This window comes from Nocardioides eburneiflavus (genome assembly GCF_004785795.1).
Taxonomy (GTDB): Bacteria; Actinomycetota; Actinomycetes; order Propionibacteriales; family Nocardioidaceae; genus Nocardioides; species Nocardioides eburneiflavus.
Genome location: NZ_SRRO01000001.1, coordinates 1 through 15,526, shown reverse-complemented (window position 1 = coordinate 15,526; position 15,526 = coordinate 1). Strand labels below are relative to the sequence as shown.

General features: G+C 72.5%; 17 protein-coding genes, 2 pseudogenes and 1 riboswitch. Of the genes and pseudogenes, 11 read left to right on the top strand and 8 right to left on the bottom strand.

Features of this window, described 5'->3' with window-relative positions; all coding sequences use genetic code 11:
- Positions 1 to 26: 26 nt before the first annotated feature.
- The 5 genes from EXE59_RS00090 to EXE59_RS24965 form a co-directional block, all read right to left on the bottom strand.
- Positions 27 to 1,172, bottom strand: a complete 1,146-nt coding sequence (locus tag EXE59_RS00090) for a hypothetical protein (RefSeq protein WP_135837086.1) — start codon at positions 1,170 to 1,172, stop codon at positions 27 to 29.
- 1 nt (position 1,173) lies between these two features.
- Positions 1,174 to 1,773: a SigE family RNA polymerase sigma factor gene (locus EXE59_RS00085; protein WP_135837085.1), complete on the bottom strand. Its 600-nt coding sequence runs from the start codon at positions 1,771 to 1,773 to the stop codon at positions 1,174 to 1,176.
- 103 nt (positions 1,774 to 1,876) lie between these two features.
- Complete coding sequence (locus EXE59_RS00080; protein ID WP_135837084.1) at positions 1,877 to 2,395, bottom strand: putative immunity protein; 519 nt, start codon at positions 2,393 to 2,395, stop codon at positions 1,877 to 1,879.
- An 18-nt stretch (positions 2,396 to 2,413) separates the two neighbouring features.
- Positions 2,414 to 2,593 carry a hypothetical protein gene (locus tag EXE59_RS24970; protein ID WP_210429251.1) on the bottom strand — a complete coding sequence of 60 codons (180 nt, stop codon included), beginning with the start codon at positions 2,591 to 2,593 and terminating at the stop codon, positions 2,414 to 2,416.
- Positions 2,571 to 3,107: an excalibur calcium-binding domain-containing protein gene (locus EXE59_RS24965; protein ID WP_210428828.1), complete on the bottom strand. Its 537-nt coding sequence runs from the start codon at positions 3,105 to 3,107 to the stop codon at positions 2,571 to 2,573. Before EXE59_RS24965 ends, EXE59_RS24970 begins: the two co-directional genes overlap by 23 nt.
- A gap of 218 nt (positions 3,108 to 3,325) precedes the next feature.
- Here EXE59_RS24965 and EXE59_RS00065 point away from each other — a divergent pair, with 218 nt between their 5' ends.
- Positions 3,326 to 4,060: a matrixin family metalloprotease gene (locus tag EXE59_RS00065; protein ID WP_135837082.1), complete on the top strand. Its 735-nt coding sequence runs from the start codon at positions 3,326 to 3,328 to the stop codon at positions 4,058 to 4,060.
- A 28-nt stretch (positions 4,061 to 4,088) separates the two neighbouring features.
- On the opposite strand, the gene EXE59_RS00060 is transcribed toward EXE59_RS00065, so the two are convergent.
- Entirely contained in the window at positions 4,089 to 5,537 is a 1,449-nt protein-coding gene (locus EXE59_RS00060; RefSeq protein ID WP_135837081.1) for a hypothetical protein, read from the bottom strand.
- A gap of 129 nt (positions 5,538 to 5,666) precedes the next feature.
- On the opposite strand from EXE59_RS00060, the gene EXE59_RS00055 reads away from it, so the two are divergent.
- Positions 5,667 to 6,038 carry a PH domain-containing protein gene (locus tag EXE59_RS00055; protein ID WP_135837080.1) on the top strand — a complete coding sequence of 124 codons (372 nt, stop codon included), beginning with the start codon at positions 5,667 to 5,669 and terminating at the stop codon, positions 6,036 to 6,038.
- 25 nt (positions 6,039 to 6,063) lie between these two features.
- Positions 6,064 to 6,318 (top strand): annotated as a pseudogene (locus EXE59_RS24960) (HIT family protein); the annotation flags it as partial.
- A gap of 190 nt (positions 6,319 to 6,508) precedes the next feature.
- Here the strand turns inward: EXE59_RS24960 and EXE59_RS24280 are convergent.
- Positions 6,509 to 7,573 carry a phosphatase PAP2 family protein gene (locus EXE59_RS24280; protein ID WP_135837078.1) on the bottom strand — a complete coding sequence of 355 codons (1,065 nt, stop codon included), beginning with the start codon at positions 7,571 to 7,573 and terminating at the stop codon, positions 6,509 to 6,511.
- A 129-nt stretch (positions 7,574 to 7,702) separates the two neighbouring features.
- On the opposite strand from EXE59_RS24280, the gene fabG reads away from it, so the two are divergent.
- The 3 genes from fabG to EXE59_RS00030 all read left to right on the top strand — a co-directional run bounded on the left by fabG (position 7,703) and on the right by EXE59_RS00030 (position 10,490).
- Positions 7,703 to 8,470 (top strand): 3-oxoacyl-ACP reductase FabG, encoded by a 768-nt coding sequence (fabG, locus tag EXE59_RS00040; protein ID WP_135837077.1) that lies wholly within the window; start codon positions 7,703 to 7,705, stop codon positions 8,468 to 8,470.
- A 147-nt stretch (positions 8,471 to 8,617) separates the two neighbouring features.
- Positions 8,618 to 8,780: riboswitch (cyclic di-AMP (ydaO/yuaA leader) on the top strand.
- Between the two features lie 2 nt (positions 8,781 to 8,782).
- Positions 8,783 to 9,340: a C40 family peptidase gene (locus EXE59_RS00035; RefSeq protein WP_135837076.1), complete on the top strand. Its 558-nt coding sequence runs from the start codon at positions 8,783 to 8,785 to the stop codon at positions 9,338 to 9,340.
- A gap of 127 nt (positions 9,341 to 9,467) precedes the next feature.
- Positions 9,468 to 10,490, top strand: coding sequence for a DUF3048 domain-containing protein (locus EXE59_RS00030; RefSeq protein ID WP_168218343.1), 1,023 nt, complete (start codon positions 9,468 to 9,470; stop codon positions 10,488 to 10,490).
- Here the strand turns inward: EXE59_RS00030 and EXE59_RS00025 are convergent.
- Positions 10,474 to 11,130, bottom strand: a complete 657-nt coding sequence (locus tag EXE59_RS00025) for a TetR/AcrR family transcriptional regulator (RefSeq protein WP_135837074.1) — start codon at positions 11,128 to 11,130, stop codon at positions 10,474 to 10,476. The two genes, EXE59_RS00030 and EXE59_RS00025, sit on opposite strands and share 17 nt — an antisense overlap.
- Before the next feature lie 135 nt (positions 11,131 to 11,265).
- On the opposite strand from EXE59_RS00025, the gene EXE59_RS00020 reads away from it, so the two are divergent.
- The 5 genes and pseudogenes from EXE59_RS00020 to EXE59_RS25040 all read left to right on the top strand — a co-directional run.
- Positions 11,266 to 12,354: an IS110 family RNA-guided transposase gene (locus EXE59_RS00020; RefSeq protein ID WP_135837073.1), complete on the top strand. Its 1,089-nt coding sequence runs from the start codon at positions 11,266 to 11,268 to the stop codon at positions 12,352 to 12,354.
- Between the two features lie 391 nt (positions 12,355 to 12,745).
- Positions 12,746 to 13,270, top strand: coding sequence for a hypothetical protein (locus tag EXE59_RS00015; RefSeq protein WP_135837072.1), 525 nt, complete (start codon positions 12,746 to 12,748; stop codon positions 13,268 to 13,270).
- Positions 13,271 to 13,319: 49 nt separating this feature from the next.
- Positions 13,320 to 13,502 (top strand): annotated as a pseudogene (locus EXE59_RS24735) (YqgE/AlgH family protein); the annotation flags it as partial.
- A gap of 118 nt (positions 13,503 to 13,620) precedes the next feature.
- Positions 13,621 to 13,875, top strand: coding sequence for a YqgE/AlgH family protein (locus tag EXE59_RS24730; RefSeq protein WP_281280278.1), 255 nt, complete (start codon positions 13,621 to 13,623; stop codon positions 13,873 to 13,875).
- 88 nt (positions 13,876 to 13,963) lie between these two features.
- The coding region (locus tag EXE59_RS25040; protein WP_168218342.1) for a cutinase family protein at positions 13,964 to 15,526 on the top strand (1,563 nt) is incomplete at its 3' end.

The window sequence follows — 15,526 nt, the reverse complement described above, 5'->3', positions numbered from 1 at the left end:
AGAGCCTAGACGTCCCGGCCCGGACCTCAGGGGGCCTCGAGCAGCACGCACTCCTGGAGCGCTGGGCTGCAGCGCGTCATCCGCTGCTGCTGGCCGTCGGTCACCCGGGCGACGAGGAACTGGGCGTCCTCGAAGGTGAAGTCCGTGTTGATGAAGCGCCATCCCCGCGGCGCCGAGAGCGCGCCCTGGCTCCCGCCGTCGAGGTCACGCACGAGGATCTCCTCGAACGTGGCCACCTCGCCCCCGACCGGCTCGAGGGGCACCCACGCCACCCACTCCTCGCTGACGTCGGCGATCCCGAAGTGGGGCAGGTCGACGATCGGGGTCAGCTCGCCGTCGGGCGTCAGGTCGGCCAGGTAGACCCGGCCGTCGCCCGCGACCCGGTTGTCGCCGCCCGGGTCGCGGGCGTCGCCGCTGCCGTCGACGACCACCAGACCCGCACGCGTCGCCTTCCACACCAGCTGACCGGGCGCCGTCCGCGTCAGGTCGACCGGCTCGGCGCCGTCGAAGGGGCGCCACAGGACGCCGACACCCCGGCCGCTCGCGATCACCCAGCCGTCGTCGGTGACGGCTCCGATGCGGGTGCCGACACCGTCGTCGTCCCGGACGGGGACCGGCACGGGCAGGCCCATCCCCTCGCCGTCGGGTGCGGTCTGGAACCCGTTCAGGTCGCCCTCGCTGGAGAGGTAGGCGATGAACTGACCGTTGGGTGACACGACCGGCGGCTGCTCGACGGCGACGTCCAGCCCCCTCGGCGCTCCGCCGTTGCCCCACGACCACACGAACGGCGGCTCCACCGCCAGCCAGCCCTGGGCGGTCCCGTCGATCGCGTCGAAGCCGGGGAACGAGTCGTCGCCGACGTACGCCACCCGGTCGAGCACGTACGGCACCCGGGGCCGCCCGGTGGGCACCGCCTCCGGCAACGGGTCGGTCACGTCGGTGACCACGTCGGTCGGCTGGGGGGCCGGCTGGGGCAGGCCGCCCCGGTCGGACGGGCCACCCACGAGGACGACCAGCGCGATCAGCACGACGGCGGCAGCGACCGCCAGCACCGGTGGCCAGGCGAAGCGCGACGTCGGTCGGGAGGCCAGCACCGGCGCGGGCGGGACCTCGACGCCGTCGGCGACCTGACGCAGCTCGGTCCGCAGCATCCTCTCGATGTCCTCGTGCATGTCAGGCCTCCTTCCTGCCGGACGCTGGGCTGTCGGACGCTGGGCTGTCGGAAGCCGGGCTGTCGGAAGCCGGGCTGTCCTGGTCGTCGAGCGCGGCCTTCAGGCTCTTGAGGGCGCGGTGGGCCGTGGACTTCACGGTGCCGCGGGAGCAGCCGAGCGCCTCGGCGATCTCCGCCTCGCTCAGGTCCTCGAAGTAGCGCAGCACGGTGACCGCGCGCTGCTGGCGCGGCAGCTGCTTGACGTGCGGCCACACCGCCATCAGCTCGTCGGACGCCCCCGGCGTATCCGCGGGGCGCCCGGCCGCGCTGGCGGCGCCGCCCCAGTCCGGGAGCTCGTCGGTCAGCAGCTCCAACCGGCGCGCCTTCGGCCGCCTGGAGGAGAGGAACGTGTTGGTGAGGATCCGTCGCACGTAGGCGTTCATCGAGTCAGAGGCGCTCACCCTGGCCCACGCACGGTGGGCCTTGATCAGCGCCTGCTGGGCCAGGTCCTCGGCATCCGCGTGGTTGCCGGCCAGCAGGTAGGCGCTGCGGTAGACCATCGGCCAGGAGACGGCGGCGTATTCCTCGAACGTGGGTGCCTGCCTGTCGGTCCCCGAGAACATGCCACCCCCTCACCCCGCACCCCCGTGGTGCCGTCCCACCCCTCCAGACTCCCGCCGTCGGTGGAAGGTTGCGTCGGCCACGCCCTTTCCTCACGACCGTTGTTCACGATGGAGGGTCGAACACGTTCCAGCAGATCGGGTTGCGCCGCTGCTGGTCCTCCAGCACCAGCTCGCGCACCGTCGCGGGAAGCCGGTCGTGCTGCCAGCGGCACTCCGCGTGGCGCACCGTCTCCTCCTGCCCCGGAGCGGCTGCCATCGCCGCCTTGATCGCGTACGCCGCCGCGCCGAGGTCGTGCTCGGCGACGTGAGCGACGACCGCGGCCTGCCCGGCGGCGTACGCGGCGAAGCGGGGCGCGCCGGTCAAGTCGCGCGCGGCACCCATCGCGTGCCCGCCGAGGGCGCGGGTACGCCTCATCGAGAGCTCGCCGCGCGTCCAGGCCCGCGCGGCGGCGATCGCCTCGCGGGGGCGGGTGTCGTCGGGGCGGGAGCCCTCGAAGAGCGGGAGGACGTGCTCGGCGCACGCGGCCGCCCACAGGGCCAGGGCGTGGTGGCCCTCGTCGGTCAGCGTGCCGCCCCGGCGGACCGTGACCAGACGGGGATCGCGGACGGCCGGGAGGATCACGACGGCGAGGCTACGGCGTCACCAGCACCCGTTCCACGCGCCCCGCTGGTGGTCGCGCGCGTCGCGGATCGCGCGGACGTACGTGCCGTGCCGCGCGACCGGCTTGCCGCCGTAGACGTAGGGCCGGGTGAACCCGCTCCACGCCTGCCGGTAGGACAGGTCCGCGAAGCCGCCCTCACGCTTCACGTAGCGCAGCAACCGGCCGTACCTGTCCTTCGCGGCCTGGGTCCGGTCGGAGACCAGGTGCACGGTCGACCCCACCGGGGCCAGCCGGCGGAGGTTGGCCGTCGCCTCCTGGGCACCGCAGCGGCCGCGCTCCGGGGTGTCGATCCCGAGCATGCGTACCGACACGCGCGCCGCTGCGCAGGCGCACCCGGAGCGTGTCGCCGTCGGTGACGCGCACGACGTTGCCCGTCTCGCGGTGGGTCTGCTGCGTCTGGGTGTTGGCCAGCTGCTGGGGCGCGGTGCTGCCGCGGCCGATGCACGGGCACGGGTTGGACTCGCACGCCACCCCGTCCCCGTCGTCGTCGAGGCGGTGCGGGTCGCCCGCGCCGGCCTGCAGGAAGAAGTTCTGTGCGGCGGCCTGGCTCGGGAAGTCGCCGCAGTCGCGGTCGGAGAAGGCCGACGCGGGCGCCTGCACCACGATCGCGAGGCCGGCGGTGAGGCCGAGCGAGACGACGGCAAGCGCGAGCGCGCGGACGAGCGTGGTCATGGTGCGGTTCCCCCACGGGATCACGATGGTGCTGACTCCTCAAGGGTCACACCGGCTGGGCGCGCGCGTGGCAGAACGCGCCAACTCGCCCCCTGTCGCGTGGTCCTCGGCACGAGCGGGCGCGCCGGCTCTTCCCGATGCTGTCCCGGCGGCGTAGCGTCGAGATCCCCCGGGAGCCTGCTCTCGGTCGAGCTCCCCCGACCGCCCTGGAGCGCGCGATGAGCATCCGACGACTTCTCCTCGTGCTGGCCCTCCTGCTGGCCTTCCTGCTGGGCAGCCTCGGCCTGGCGGCTGCGCCCGCGACGTCGGCCAAGCCGGGATCGACCGCGGGCAGCGGTGTGGACTGCAACCTGCCCGAGTCCGACGCCGAGGAGCTGGTGATCCTCAACTACTACTACCCCAACAAGTACGTGTGGGACGACACGCACCTCACGGTCGGCGTGCAGGCCGCGCCCAACGTCTCCGACGCTCATCTCGCCGCCGTGCGCGACGCCATCGAGTCGTGGGACGAGGTGCTCCGCTCGTGCTTCGACGGGGAGATCACGTTGACGGACGTGACGGGTTCCAAGCGCAGGTCCGCCGACATCGTCCTGCACTACGTGCCGCACGCAGGCGGGGTCGTCTTCGCCGGGTACGCGATCTGCGGGGCCACGGGCTGCGGCAACATCATCGTGTCCTCGGAGTTCGCCACCGAGGAGAGCTACACGCCGGAGTACCTGTACTACGTGACGCTCCACGAGCTGGGCCACGCACTCGGCCTCGGCCACGCCACCAACCTGCTCGAGAGCACCGACCTGATGGGGTACGGCTGGATCGGCGACGCCCCGGACCCGCTGTTCTCCCAGTGCGACCTGGATGCCTTGGCCTACCTGTTCGGACCCGTGCTCGCGGGGACGGGGCCTGCTGCGCCCGGGCCCAGCGAGCTGGACCCCACCTTCGACTGCTCGGCCTGAGGCCACCCAGGACCCACGGTCGAGCTGCTCAGGTGAAGTAGAGGTCGACGCCCGGCGGCGCCTCGAGGATCTCCCGCGCGTGGTGGGGATCGATGCCGCGGGTTCCGCGGTGGTCGACGTTGAAGGCCAGCCCGTGCGGGCTCAGCCAGACATAGCGGCCCTGGCCGCACTGGCGTGATCGGTAGCCGGCGTGCGTCTTCCAACGGTGGTGCCGCCTGCCGAGTGGGCCGGAGTTGTGCGACCCCGTCTGCGGATGCTTCGGGTCGGGTGGGCCGGTGTCGTCGTAGGGAGTGGGATGGTCGTAGTCGACCCGGCGGCTGGTGGAGCTGGCGAAGGGCCAGTAGTCCCCGCCGGTCGTCAGGTAGACCTGCTCCTTGAGGGACTCGGGGTGCTCGTAGGCGGTGGTGCGCACCCGCGACGACAGGTCTCGCACCGGACGTACGGTCAACCGGGCGCGGCCCAGCAACGCGCACAGCGCGGACACGGAGGTCGGTCCGAGCCCCTCGACCCGGGCGACGGCATCGGCGCCGGCGAGTGCCGCCTCGTGGAGGTGGACGTGCAGCACGGCCTTCGGTGCGAGCGGGGTGAGGTCGAGGGAGCGCAGAGCGTCGAGGAGGTCGGCGGGGAACGCGGTCGCACGACTCGAGGACTGGTCGGGCTGGTCGGGCTGGTCGGGCTCGGCCGGTTCGGTGCCGGGGAGGGTGTCGTCGGTGTGCTCGAGGAGCAGCTGGAGGAGCTCGGCCGGGCGGGCGAGGTGGCCGAAGGCGATGGCGCGCAGCTCGTCGGCGCCGACCTCGGGGTGGGTGGGAGCAAGGATGTCGGCCGCCCGCTGCACGGTCGCCTCGACCCACACGGCGTCACCGGCCTCGATGCGCGCGATCACGGTGCGCAGGCCGTACTCGTCGGTGCGCCCGGAGCCGACGTAGCGACGGGCCTTCTCCGCCTCGACGCGCTCGTCGTGCAGGGCCGGGTCGGCCTCGATGACCTTGCCCTCGGCGACGGCGAGCACCCGCCCGCCTGCCTCGTGGGCGATGATCCTCGCGACCGCGCTATCGACGACGCCGACGCGGTCGGCGGGCAGGTGGCGCGTGAGCCGCGCGACCCGTCGGGCGATGTAGACCTCCGCCTCGCCGGATCGGACGATCGCCCAGGTCGCCGGCAGCCGGTGCTGGAGGTCGAGCACGTCGGCCAGCGCGTTGGTGGTGGCGGTGACGCCCGTGCCCCGGGCGATCGCGATCTCACCGAGGCAGAAGTCCTGCACACCCGGTGTGCCCTCGCCGCCGAGCTGGACCAGCACGTCACCGAGACGTCGGGCCTGTGCGCCGTCGGGCCCCTCGGTGGGGTCGGTGGAGTGGACCACTGCCCACTGGGCGAGGACTTCGAGGTCGCGGACCTCGGCCAGCCGGCGCCCGCGCACGGCCTCGCTCGCGGCAGCCAGGAGGCCGGTCGCGTCGAGCCCGGGGAGGGTGTCGGTCATGTGTTCGATGGTAGGGATCGCCACCGACAGTGACCCGCTGCGGATGGGTCGCGCGGACCATCAGGACCACCTTGTCGAAGTTGCGTGATCCGCGACGCGCCGGCCCTGTCGTCTGCGACGCTCTCGCGCATGGAAACCGCAGCGATCACGTCATGGACCCTCCTCCAGGAGATCCCCGTCCCCGCCGACGTCAACGACCTCCTCGTCGACGGAGAGCAGGCCGTCGCGGCCTACAAGACCTTCCGGGACTCAGCGATCTTCACCACCAAGCGCCTGGTCGTGCGCGACGCCCAAGGGCTCACGGGCAAGAAGGTGGAGGTCTACTCACTTCCCTACAGCCGCATCGACATGTGGTCGTCCGAGAACGCCGGCAAGCTGCTCGACTTCAACGCCGAGCTCGAGATGTGGACACGGGCGGGGCACATCAAGATCAAGCTCGACAAGAAGATCGACATCCGCCGGCTCGACAAGCTCATCGCCTGGGCGGTCCTGAACGCCTGATCGACCCGCGTGCGACGATCCGTCCGTGGACGGATGCGTGTTCTGCCAGATCGTCGCCGGAGACGTGCCCGGCCACCTCGTCCTCGAGACCGACGACCTGGTCGCCTTCCTCGACACCCGCCCGGTCTTCAAGGGCCACGTCCTGCTCGTGCCGCGCGACCACGTCGAGACCCTGCCCGACCTCCCCGCGGCGCTGCGCGACCCGTTCCTCTTCGCCGCCCAACGCATCGCGACCGCGGTCAAGGACGGGCTCGGCGCCCAGGGCTCCTTCGTCGCCGTCAACAACACGGTGAGCCAGTCCGTGCCGCACCTGCACCTGCACGTCGTGCCGCGCACCAAGGGCGACGGCCTGCGCGGCTTCTTCTGGCCCCGCACGAAGTACGCCGCAGGCGAGCCCGAGACGTACGCCGCCCGTCTCCGCGCGGCACTCGACGGCCGGCCCGACGGCCGGCCCGAGGGCCGGCCCTCAGCTAGGCCCGCCCGGCCTGCTCGCGGTCCACGTCCGCGACGACGTCACGCGGGCGTACGCGCTCGCGCCGCAAGGGGTGACCGGTCGCCGTGGCGGCGAGCACGAGCGCGACGTCCCCGACGACCGCTCCGCCCAGGACGTCGACGAAGAAGTGCCAACCCAGGTAGACCGTCGACACCGACGTGAGCACGGCGAAGGTCCAGCACGTGACGCGCACCCACGACGGCAGCCGCAGCACCTCCGCGACCAGGCAGGTGGTCACCGTGATGGCCACGTGCAGCGAGGCGAAGGCGGCCACGGTCTGGACGGCCCTGGTGTCCCACGCGCCGGCGAGGACGTCGACGCGGTCCTGCAGCAGCCACTCCTGCACCCGGGTGTTGAAGGTGGGGGAGAGGTCGGCGAACCCCTGCGGACGGGAGTAGACCGGGCCGAGCGACGGCACCAGGTAGTAGACCGCCACCCCGAGCAGCCAGTTGAAGGAGATGGCGGTGACGTAGAGCTCGCCGGCGAGCGAGCGCCGCGTCCACACCAGCGCGACGGCGAGGGCCGCCGGCACGAGTCCGATCCACAGCACGTAGACGCCCGACATCAGCCAGGCCGCCCAGCCCGTGCCCAGCACCTCGTGCAGCACGGCGGCGGGGTCGTGGCCCAGCCACAGGACACGGTCCAGCCGCGCGAGCTCGGTGTCCCACAGGCGCTCGTTGACGAACGGCAGGTAGCCCTTGAGGTTGCGGAATGCGACGTAGGCGACGTACCACGCCAGCAGGCCGCTCAGGGTGAAACGGACCTGGGCCAGGTCCCAGCGTGCGACCACCACCGACCGCAGCACCGACCTCGCGTCCGACACGGTGACCGGACCCTCGCGACCCCGCAGCGCCAGCACCCACCGCGCGACGACGTCCAGCAGCACGGCGGCCAGCACGATGAGCGGCAGCCGCACCCACGTCGGGACCGAGACCCCGTCGGGGTCCCGCACGGGCAGGTCGTACGCCGCGGCGACCACCAGCGTCGCCACGGCCATCGCGGCCGCCACTGCGGCTGCGCCTCGGAAGTCCCCCCGACCCATGCGCGCCACGCTAGTCACACCTCGGCCCGTACGTCGCGTCCCTGTGCCGGATCTCCACAACTCTCATGAGATCCTCCCGGGACAGCCCGTCACCCGAGCCCCAGTCACCCAGCCCGAGGAGCCGTTCACATGGGTCGCTACGACCGTCGCGTCGCCGTCATCACCGGAGCAGCACGAGGCATCGGCTTCGGCATCGCCCAGCGCCTGGCCAGCGAGGGCGCGTCCGTCGCGATCCTCGACCTCGACGAGGCCGCCGCGCAGGAGGCGGCCGCCCGCCTCGAGCTCACCGACGGGGCGCGTGCCATCGGCGTCGGCTGCGACGTCGTGGACTCCGCCGCCGCCGAGGCCGCCGTCCAGCGCGTCGTCGACGAGCTCGGCGGTATCCACGTGCTGGTCAACAACGCCGGCGTCACCCGCGACAACCTGCTCTTCAAGATGACCGAGGAGGACTGGGACGTGGTCATGGGCGTCCACCTCAAGGGCGTCTTCAACATGACCAAGGCCGCGCAGTCGCGCTTCGTGGAGCAGAAGTACGGCAAGATCCTCAACCTCTCCAGCGTCTCCGCCCTCGGCAACCGCGGCCAGGCCAACTACTCCGCGGCCAAGATGGGCATCCAGGGCCTCACCCGCACCCTGGGCATCGAGCTCGGCCCCTTCGGCATCACCGCCAACGCCATCGCGCCCGGCTTCATCGTCACCGAGATGACCGACGCCACCGCGCGCCGGCTCAAGCTCGAGCCCGAGGAGCTCCAGCGTCTCAACGCCGAGGCCACCCCCGTCCGCCGCGTCGGCCAGCCCGAGGACATCGCCGCGGCCGCGGCGTTCCTGTGCAGCGACGAGGCGTCGTTCATCACCGGGCAGACGTTGTACGTCGACGGAGGCCGCAAGCTCGGCTGAGCCCCTGACGAGCGTGGATCTGCGTGATCCCGGCCACGGTCCCACGCTCGGGACCGTGGCCGGCTTTGCATCCGGGCGAGGCCCCTGCCACGTTGGATCGCGATCGGGAGACCGATCCGTCCCGGGCTACGCCGAGTCCTGCCCGACCGGGACGTACCCCCGAGTCACGAGGGCAGGAGTGGGGGACCCACAGGTTCCACGCCGACACATGTCGGCTCGGGGTGAAGCCGCGCCCGTCTCGGAGTGCGCGGCGGGACACCTTCCAGTCCCAACCCGACAGCTCACCCCGCAGGCGTGGGAAAGGAACACTCCATGCCTGCGACCACTCGTACGGCGCGAGCCTGCGCGCTCGCCCTCGCCGGTCTCGGCGTCACCGCCTCGACGCTGACGGCCCTGCCCGCCACCGCCGCCGGCGACGCCGACACCGCAGCCGGCGACACCGACCAGGTCACCACCACGACCTCCCAGAAGACCCGGCTCAGCGCCAAGCGCCGCGTCGCACAGCGCGTCCTCGGCGCCCGCGACGTCGCGATGCGGCAGCGCGGCGACGCGTACGGCTACGGCGCTGCCGGGCCGCACCGCTTCGACTGCTCCGGGCTGATCCGCTACGCGTACTCCCGTGCCGGGTTCGACGTGCCCCGTACGTCGAGCGCCCAGGCCGGTCACGCCCGCCGCGTCGCGAAGAAGGACATGCGCGCCGGCGACCTGATGTTCTTCCACGGCAGCGGCGGCGTCTACCACGCCGCGATCTTCCTGCGCTGGTCGCGCGGGCACGCCGTCATGCTGCACGCGCCGGGCTCCGGCGACCGGGTCCGGGTCGCCGTGCCATGGACCTCGCAGTGGTTCGGCGGCACCCTGCGTCGCGCCTGAATCCCCGTGACAGGCTCGGATTGGTAGGCAGTCCCGGCTGATCTACCCTGTGGCGCGCCTTCTCCGATCGGAGGAGGCGCGCCCCCACACTGCAAGGCAGAGATCCCCCGCTCGAACGGAGCCCCCCGTGCGTCACCGCCCCCACCTCCCGTCGTACAAGGCAGTCGCCGCCGTCCTCGTGGCGGCGTCGCTGGTGCTCGCCGGCTGCAGCGGCGGGGACGACGAGGCGACGCCGGCCGGTGACGAGCCGTCGGAGCCCACCGCCTCGGAGACCTCCGAGCCGCCGGAGCCGACCTACTGGCCCCTCACCGGCCTCGAGCGCACGAGCAAGGCGCCCAAGCACCCGGTGATCGTCACCAAGGTCGACAACACGTCCTCCAGCGCCCCGCAGGTCGGGCTCGGCACTGCCGACCTCGTCGTCGAGGAGCTCGTCGAGGGCGGCTACACCCGCCTGGCGGCCTTCTACTACTCCAAGGTCCCGGCCAGCATCGGCCCGGTGCGCTCGATGCGCGCCAGCGACATCGGCATCGTCCCCGACGGCGCGACCGTCGTGACGAGCGGTGCCGCCCCGGTCACGATCAACCGCATCAACGGCGCCGGCATCCCGTGGATCACCGAGGGCGACGCCGGGGTCTACCGCGAGACCACGCGCTCGGCCCCTTACAACCTCTTCGCCCGCCTCGGCGACATCGCCAAGCGGCTCAAGGCCGAGGACGAGCCGCCCCCCTACCTGCCGTGGGGCACGCCGGCCGACCTGCCCAGGGGCGGCAAGGCCCGCACCCTCACGGCCGACTTCGGAGCGCACTCCACCAGCTGGCAGTTCCAGAAGGGCGGCTACGTCAACACCGACTCCTACGCCGCCCAGGGCGACCAGTTCCCCGCCGACTCGATCCTCGTGCTGCGGGTCAAGGTCGGCGACGCCGGCTACCGCGACCCCGCCGGCTACCCGGTGCCCGAGACCAAGCTCGAGGGCAAGGGCGCGGCGCTGCTCTTCCACGGCGGTCGCGTCATCCGCGGCACGTGGAGCAAGGACGGCCTGAAGGGCGCGATCGAGCTGTCGACCAAGGACGGCGAGCTCACGGTCCCGGCCGGGCACGTGTGGATGGAGCTCGTGCCAGCGGTCAACGGCAACGTCACGTTCGCGAAGTAGCCCCGGACCTACGAACGGGGTCGGGCGGCTCGGTGCCGTCCTCCAGCAGTCGCTGGAGGCCGGCCATGATGAACCCGATCGCGGCCTCGACCCGCAAGGCCGCGGTGGCGGCGTCCTCGCTGACCGCGACGGACCCGCCCGCGGCCGACATGGCGCCGAAGAAGATCCGGGTGAAGGTGTCGAGCATGGCGTCGTCGAGGTCCCACTCGGTGTCGGTCAGGACCGCACGCACGATCTCGTCGACGATGGCGTACGTCGAGCGCTCCTCCTGCTCGCGGTAGCGCTCGTGGCCGAGCACCGAGGGGCCGTCGGAGATCACGATCTGGCGGTAGCCCGGCTCCTGCACCGCGTCGAGGAAGGCACGCAGGCCGGCCTGGGCCTTGAGCCAGGGGTCCTGGTGGCCCTCCGTCGCCTGCGCGATGCCGGCCGTCGCCCGCGACTCCACCCGCTCGAAGGCGGCCTCGAAGATCGCCTGCTTGCCGCTGAAGTGGTGGTAGAGCGCGCCCTTGGTGACGTCGGCGCCCGCCACGATGGCGTCCAGCGACGTGGCGGAGTAGCCGTGCTCGGTGAAGAGCCGTTCGGCGACGTCGACGAGCGCGCGCTTGGTCGAGTCGGAGAAGCGCTGACGCCGGGTCCTCATGGCCCGCAGCCTAGACGGTATGACGTGACCCCTTCGGCGTGATGGGGTTGCGGGCCGGGGCCTCACTCACAAGATTCGTGGGTTACCGAGCAGGGGCTGCCTGCTCGGCCTATCCGACAATTGTGGGAGGCCCCGGTGTTTACCGAGCGTACGAGTGTTGGGCTCGACGTGCACGCCCGATCTGTCGCAGCAGCGGCGATCGATGGCGTCACGGGCGAGCTGTTCCAGACGAAGCTGACCCCGTCCTATGAGCATGTCGAGTCGTGGCTGGTCGGCTTGCCGGGATCGGTGGCGGTGGCCTACGAGGCCGGGCCGACCGGTTTCGGGCTGTACCGGCACCTGACCGCTGCCGGTATCCGGTGCGAGGTCCTCGCGCCGTCGAAGCTGCAGAAACCGGCGGGTGATCGGGTCAAGACCGACGCCAAGGACGCCATCCATCTCGCCAAGCTCCTGCGCCTCGACGAGATCACGACGGTGTCGATCCCGACCCCGGACCAGGAAGCCGCTCGCAACCTGGTCCGGGCCCGGGAGGACTGCCGCGCCGATCTGATGCGGGCCCGGCACCGGCTCTCGAAACTGCTGCTGCGCCACGGCATCGTCTACTACGGCGGCCAGGCGTGGACCGGCAAGCACGACATCTGGCTGCGCCACGAGGCGCTTCCCCAGCTGACCGCGCCCGCGACCCGGCTGACCTTCGACAACGACTACGAGGCCGTGCTCGCAGTGAAGGCCCGACGGAACCGGCTCGACGCCGCGATCGAGGAGATGGCCGCCGACTCGGAGTTCACCCCCGTCGTGCGCCGGCTCGGCTGTCTGCGTGGGGTCAGCACCCTGACCGGGTTCGGGCTCGCGGTCGAGATTGGTGACTGGCACCGGTTCACCGGCAACTCCATCGGCACCTTCGTCGGTCTCACCCCCACCGAGCACTCCTCGGGGGAGTCGAAGAACCGCGGGTCGATCACCAAGACCGGCAACGGCCACGCGCGCCGGCTCCTGGTCGAGGCCGCCTGGCACCACCGCGCCCGCTACCTGGTCGGGAAAGCTCTGCGCGACCGCTGGGACCTGGCCCCAGCCCAGGCACGGGTCCGCGGCGATGAGGGCAACCGTCGTCTGCACCAGCGGTGGGTGAAGTTCATCGACCGCCGTAAGACCCACAACGTCGCCAACGTGGCCATCGCTCGCGAGCTGGCCGGCTGGTGCTGGTCCCTGGCCGTCATGGACTAACACCCCACGATCTGCTTCGTCGCCAACCACACCTGGTGGCAGCGCGTGGAGCGACCCGCGATTCACCTATGAGCAGTCCGGCGCACGCCGGGCGACGCTCGCCCCTAGACACGCGAAAACGCTCCAGCCGAAACCCCGTCTTGCGGTACCCAACCCGCGAATATCAGTCTGACCCGCGCGTCGCGAAGACACGCTCGCCAAGGCGAGGACGACGACGAAGCAAGAGGCGCCCGCCCCGCAACCAACGGGGACGGGCGCCTCGCCATGCCCCTTGACAGAAGGCACCTACATATCAGGTGACCCGACTCACGGCCGCGGCGTTTGAACGACGACGACTCGGGTGGGCATACTGAAAGTACGTACCGTCGGTATGTAGCCAAAGGAGACCGCCATGACCTGGACGTCCCACCACCGACGCGGAGACGTGCTCCGCGACGTGATCCGTACCGCTGACACCCGCCTCGACGGCCGCCTGCCCATGGACGTGGACGGCGCGGCCGACACGTTCGGCGACGAGCCCACCCTCCTCGGCGCGCTGCAGCTGCGCTGGCACACCCGCCTGGCCGGCCACATCGAGCGCGAGCTGGCCGAGCAGCCCCTCGACCTCGGCAACGCGGTGGCCATCGCCTGGCTGGCGGCCGCCGACGACATGCCGGGCACCCGCGCGATCATCGACCACCACACCGCCCACCCGACGAGCCCCGGGATGGCCCGCGCGACCCGCGTCGCGACCGCCAAGGAGCACGAGCTGCTCGCCCTCATGGCCGGACGGGCCAGCGCACCCGGCGAGGCGGCCCAGCGGGTCGGCCGCGAGATCGAGCTCGCGGCTCGTGCGTCGTACGTCCCGGGCGCCGCGCCGCGGTCGGCCCCGGCGCCGTCGCTGGTGCAGCGGATCCGGGCGGTGCTCGCGGCCTGACCCCGCCAGGGTGGTGTGCGGTGCGGCCGCATCGGACATAGTGGAGGGCATGCAGCTCGCATCGGGGATGCTGCTGGTGGCGACGCCGGCCCTGCAGGACCCCAACTTCGTCGACACGGTGGTGCTGCTGCTCGACGTCAGCGACGAGGGTGCCCTCGGCGTCGTGCTCAACCGACCCTCCCAGGTGCTGGTCGCCGACGTGCTCGAGCCGTGGCGTGACGCGGTCGCCGAGCCGGAGGTGCTGTTCCGCGGCGGGCCGGTCGGCACCGACGGTGCCCTCGCCCTGGCGTCCCTGCGCGACCCGCAGGACCCACCGGTCGGCTGGCGGGCCCGTCGCGGGCCTGCTCGGCATGGTCGACCTCGACACCCCGACCGAGCTCGTCGACGGCGCCCTGACCGCGATGCGGGTCTTCGCGGGCTACGCCGGCTGGGGCGCCGGTCAGCTCGACGGCGAGGTCGAGGAGGGCAGCTGGTACGTCGTGAGCGGCGAGGTGGGCGACGCGTTCCGCGGCGACACCAGCGGCCTGCGCCGCGACGTGATGCGTCGCCAGCCGGGCATGCTCGCCTGGCACGTGAACCGGCCGGTCGATCCCGACCTGAACTGATCTCCCACACCGGCCACAACTTTCTCCGTGGAGTCCGCGTCTCCCATGCGCGCGCGACCGCGCGGCGATCGGGACGAGGGGGAGCACGGTGCACGGACGACTGCGCAACGGCGTGACGTGGCTGGCTGCCACGGCGCTGGTGACCGGGCTGGCCGCGGTGACGACGACCGCGGTGACCACCGCCCCGGCGTCGGGAGCTCCCACGGCCGCGCCGGCGAGGCCCGGTGGCTGCCCCGACGTACGAGTGGTCTGGGCGGGGGGTCGCTCGCGCGAAGCGGCGGTACGCGAGCTCCGGCGCGTGCCCGGACAGCGCGTGTCGGTGACGGCCGTGGTGGCAGCGGCACCGAGGCTCTCGCTCGCGGACCTCGACGACGTCCGCAGGCAGGGGCTGCGGCACCGACACTTCGCCGGCTGGCGGGCGCACGCCCGGCACGCGGTCCGTGTCCTGGACCGGTCCGCCGAGGCCTGCCCCGGCACGATGCTCGTGCTGGGTGGGCACTCGGAGGGTGCCGTCGTCGCGCGCGAGGCGGCACGGCGGCTGACGAGACCCGGGCACGACGCCGCGCGCCGGCACCTCGGCGGCCTCTGGCTGCTCGGCGACCCCCTGCACGAACGACGCCGGGACCAGGGGCAGCGGGTGCTCGAGGGCGTGCTCGCCGGCCGGGGACCTGCCGTGCCGCGCTGGATCCGGCGCGCGGACATGCTCGCGCGCTCCTGCTTCGGGACGAGCCCGTCTGCGGACAGGTGCGTGGCCGGGCGCGACCGAGGACGACATGTGGGGGCACTACGCTACGACCGGACCTCCTTCTTCGGACGGGCCGGCCGGCTGCGATCGCGGAGAAGGCCACGTGCCGGCGATCGGCAGGCACAAGGTGCGGGTGCCGCTGAGTCCGCGAGGCCTGCGAGGGTTCGGGCGGCAGCGGTGCGGAAACTGCGCGGGGCCTGCGGATCTCAGGCGGGCACATCGTCGGACGGGCTCCCCATGGGCGTACGGCCGTCAGGCTCCGCGTGTGGAGCCGGGTCGTCGCGCCGGCGTGCGCCGGACGGTGACCGTGGTCCTCGACGCGCGTCGGCAGGCCGCCGAGCGCGGCACCGTCCTGTCAGTCGCGGTGTCGACTCACGGCCCGCCAACGCCCCGTCGTGGGGCGCCTCGGTCTCCGACGACGCCCGCGTGGTGGCGTACGTGTCGACGGCGACCAACCTGGTGCGCGGCGACAGGCCGGCCGGCCGACGGCTGCGCGCGCGTGCGTACGCGTGGGACGCCACGACCGGGCGCACCGAGCTGGTCAGCGTCGACGCGAGCGGCCGTCCCGTCGGCGCCTCGGACGTCCAGGTGTCGGGCTCGGGCAGGTACGTGCTCTTCCACGACCCCCACGCGGGTGTCAGGTGGTTGCGTGACCGCGTCGCGGGCACGTCGGTGGCCGTCCCCCAGGGCGTCGTGCGGGCGGCCAGCCTGTCACGGACGGACGAACGTCACCTTCGCGGACGGCGGCACCACCCGCCGCTGGAACGCCGACAGCGGGGTCGTCGAGGACCTCGGCGTGGCCGGCTTCCAGGCGGCGTCGCGCGACGGCATGCTCCTGGCGCTCGTCGACGGCGCGACCCTGCGGATCTGGGACTCGGTCGCGGGTCGGTGCTTGCGAGCGGCGAG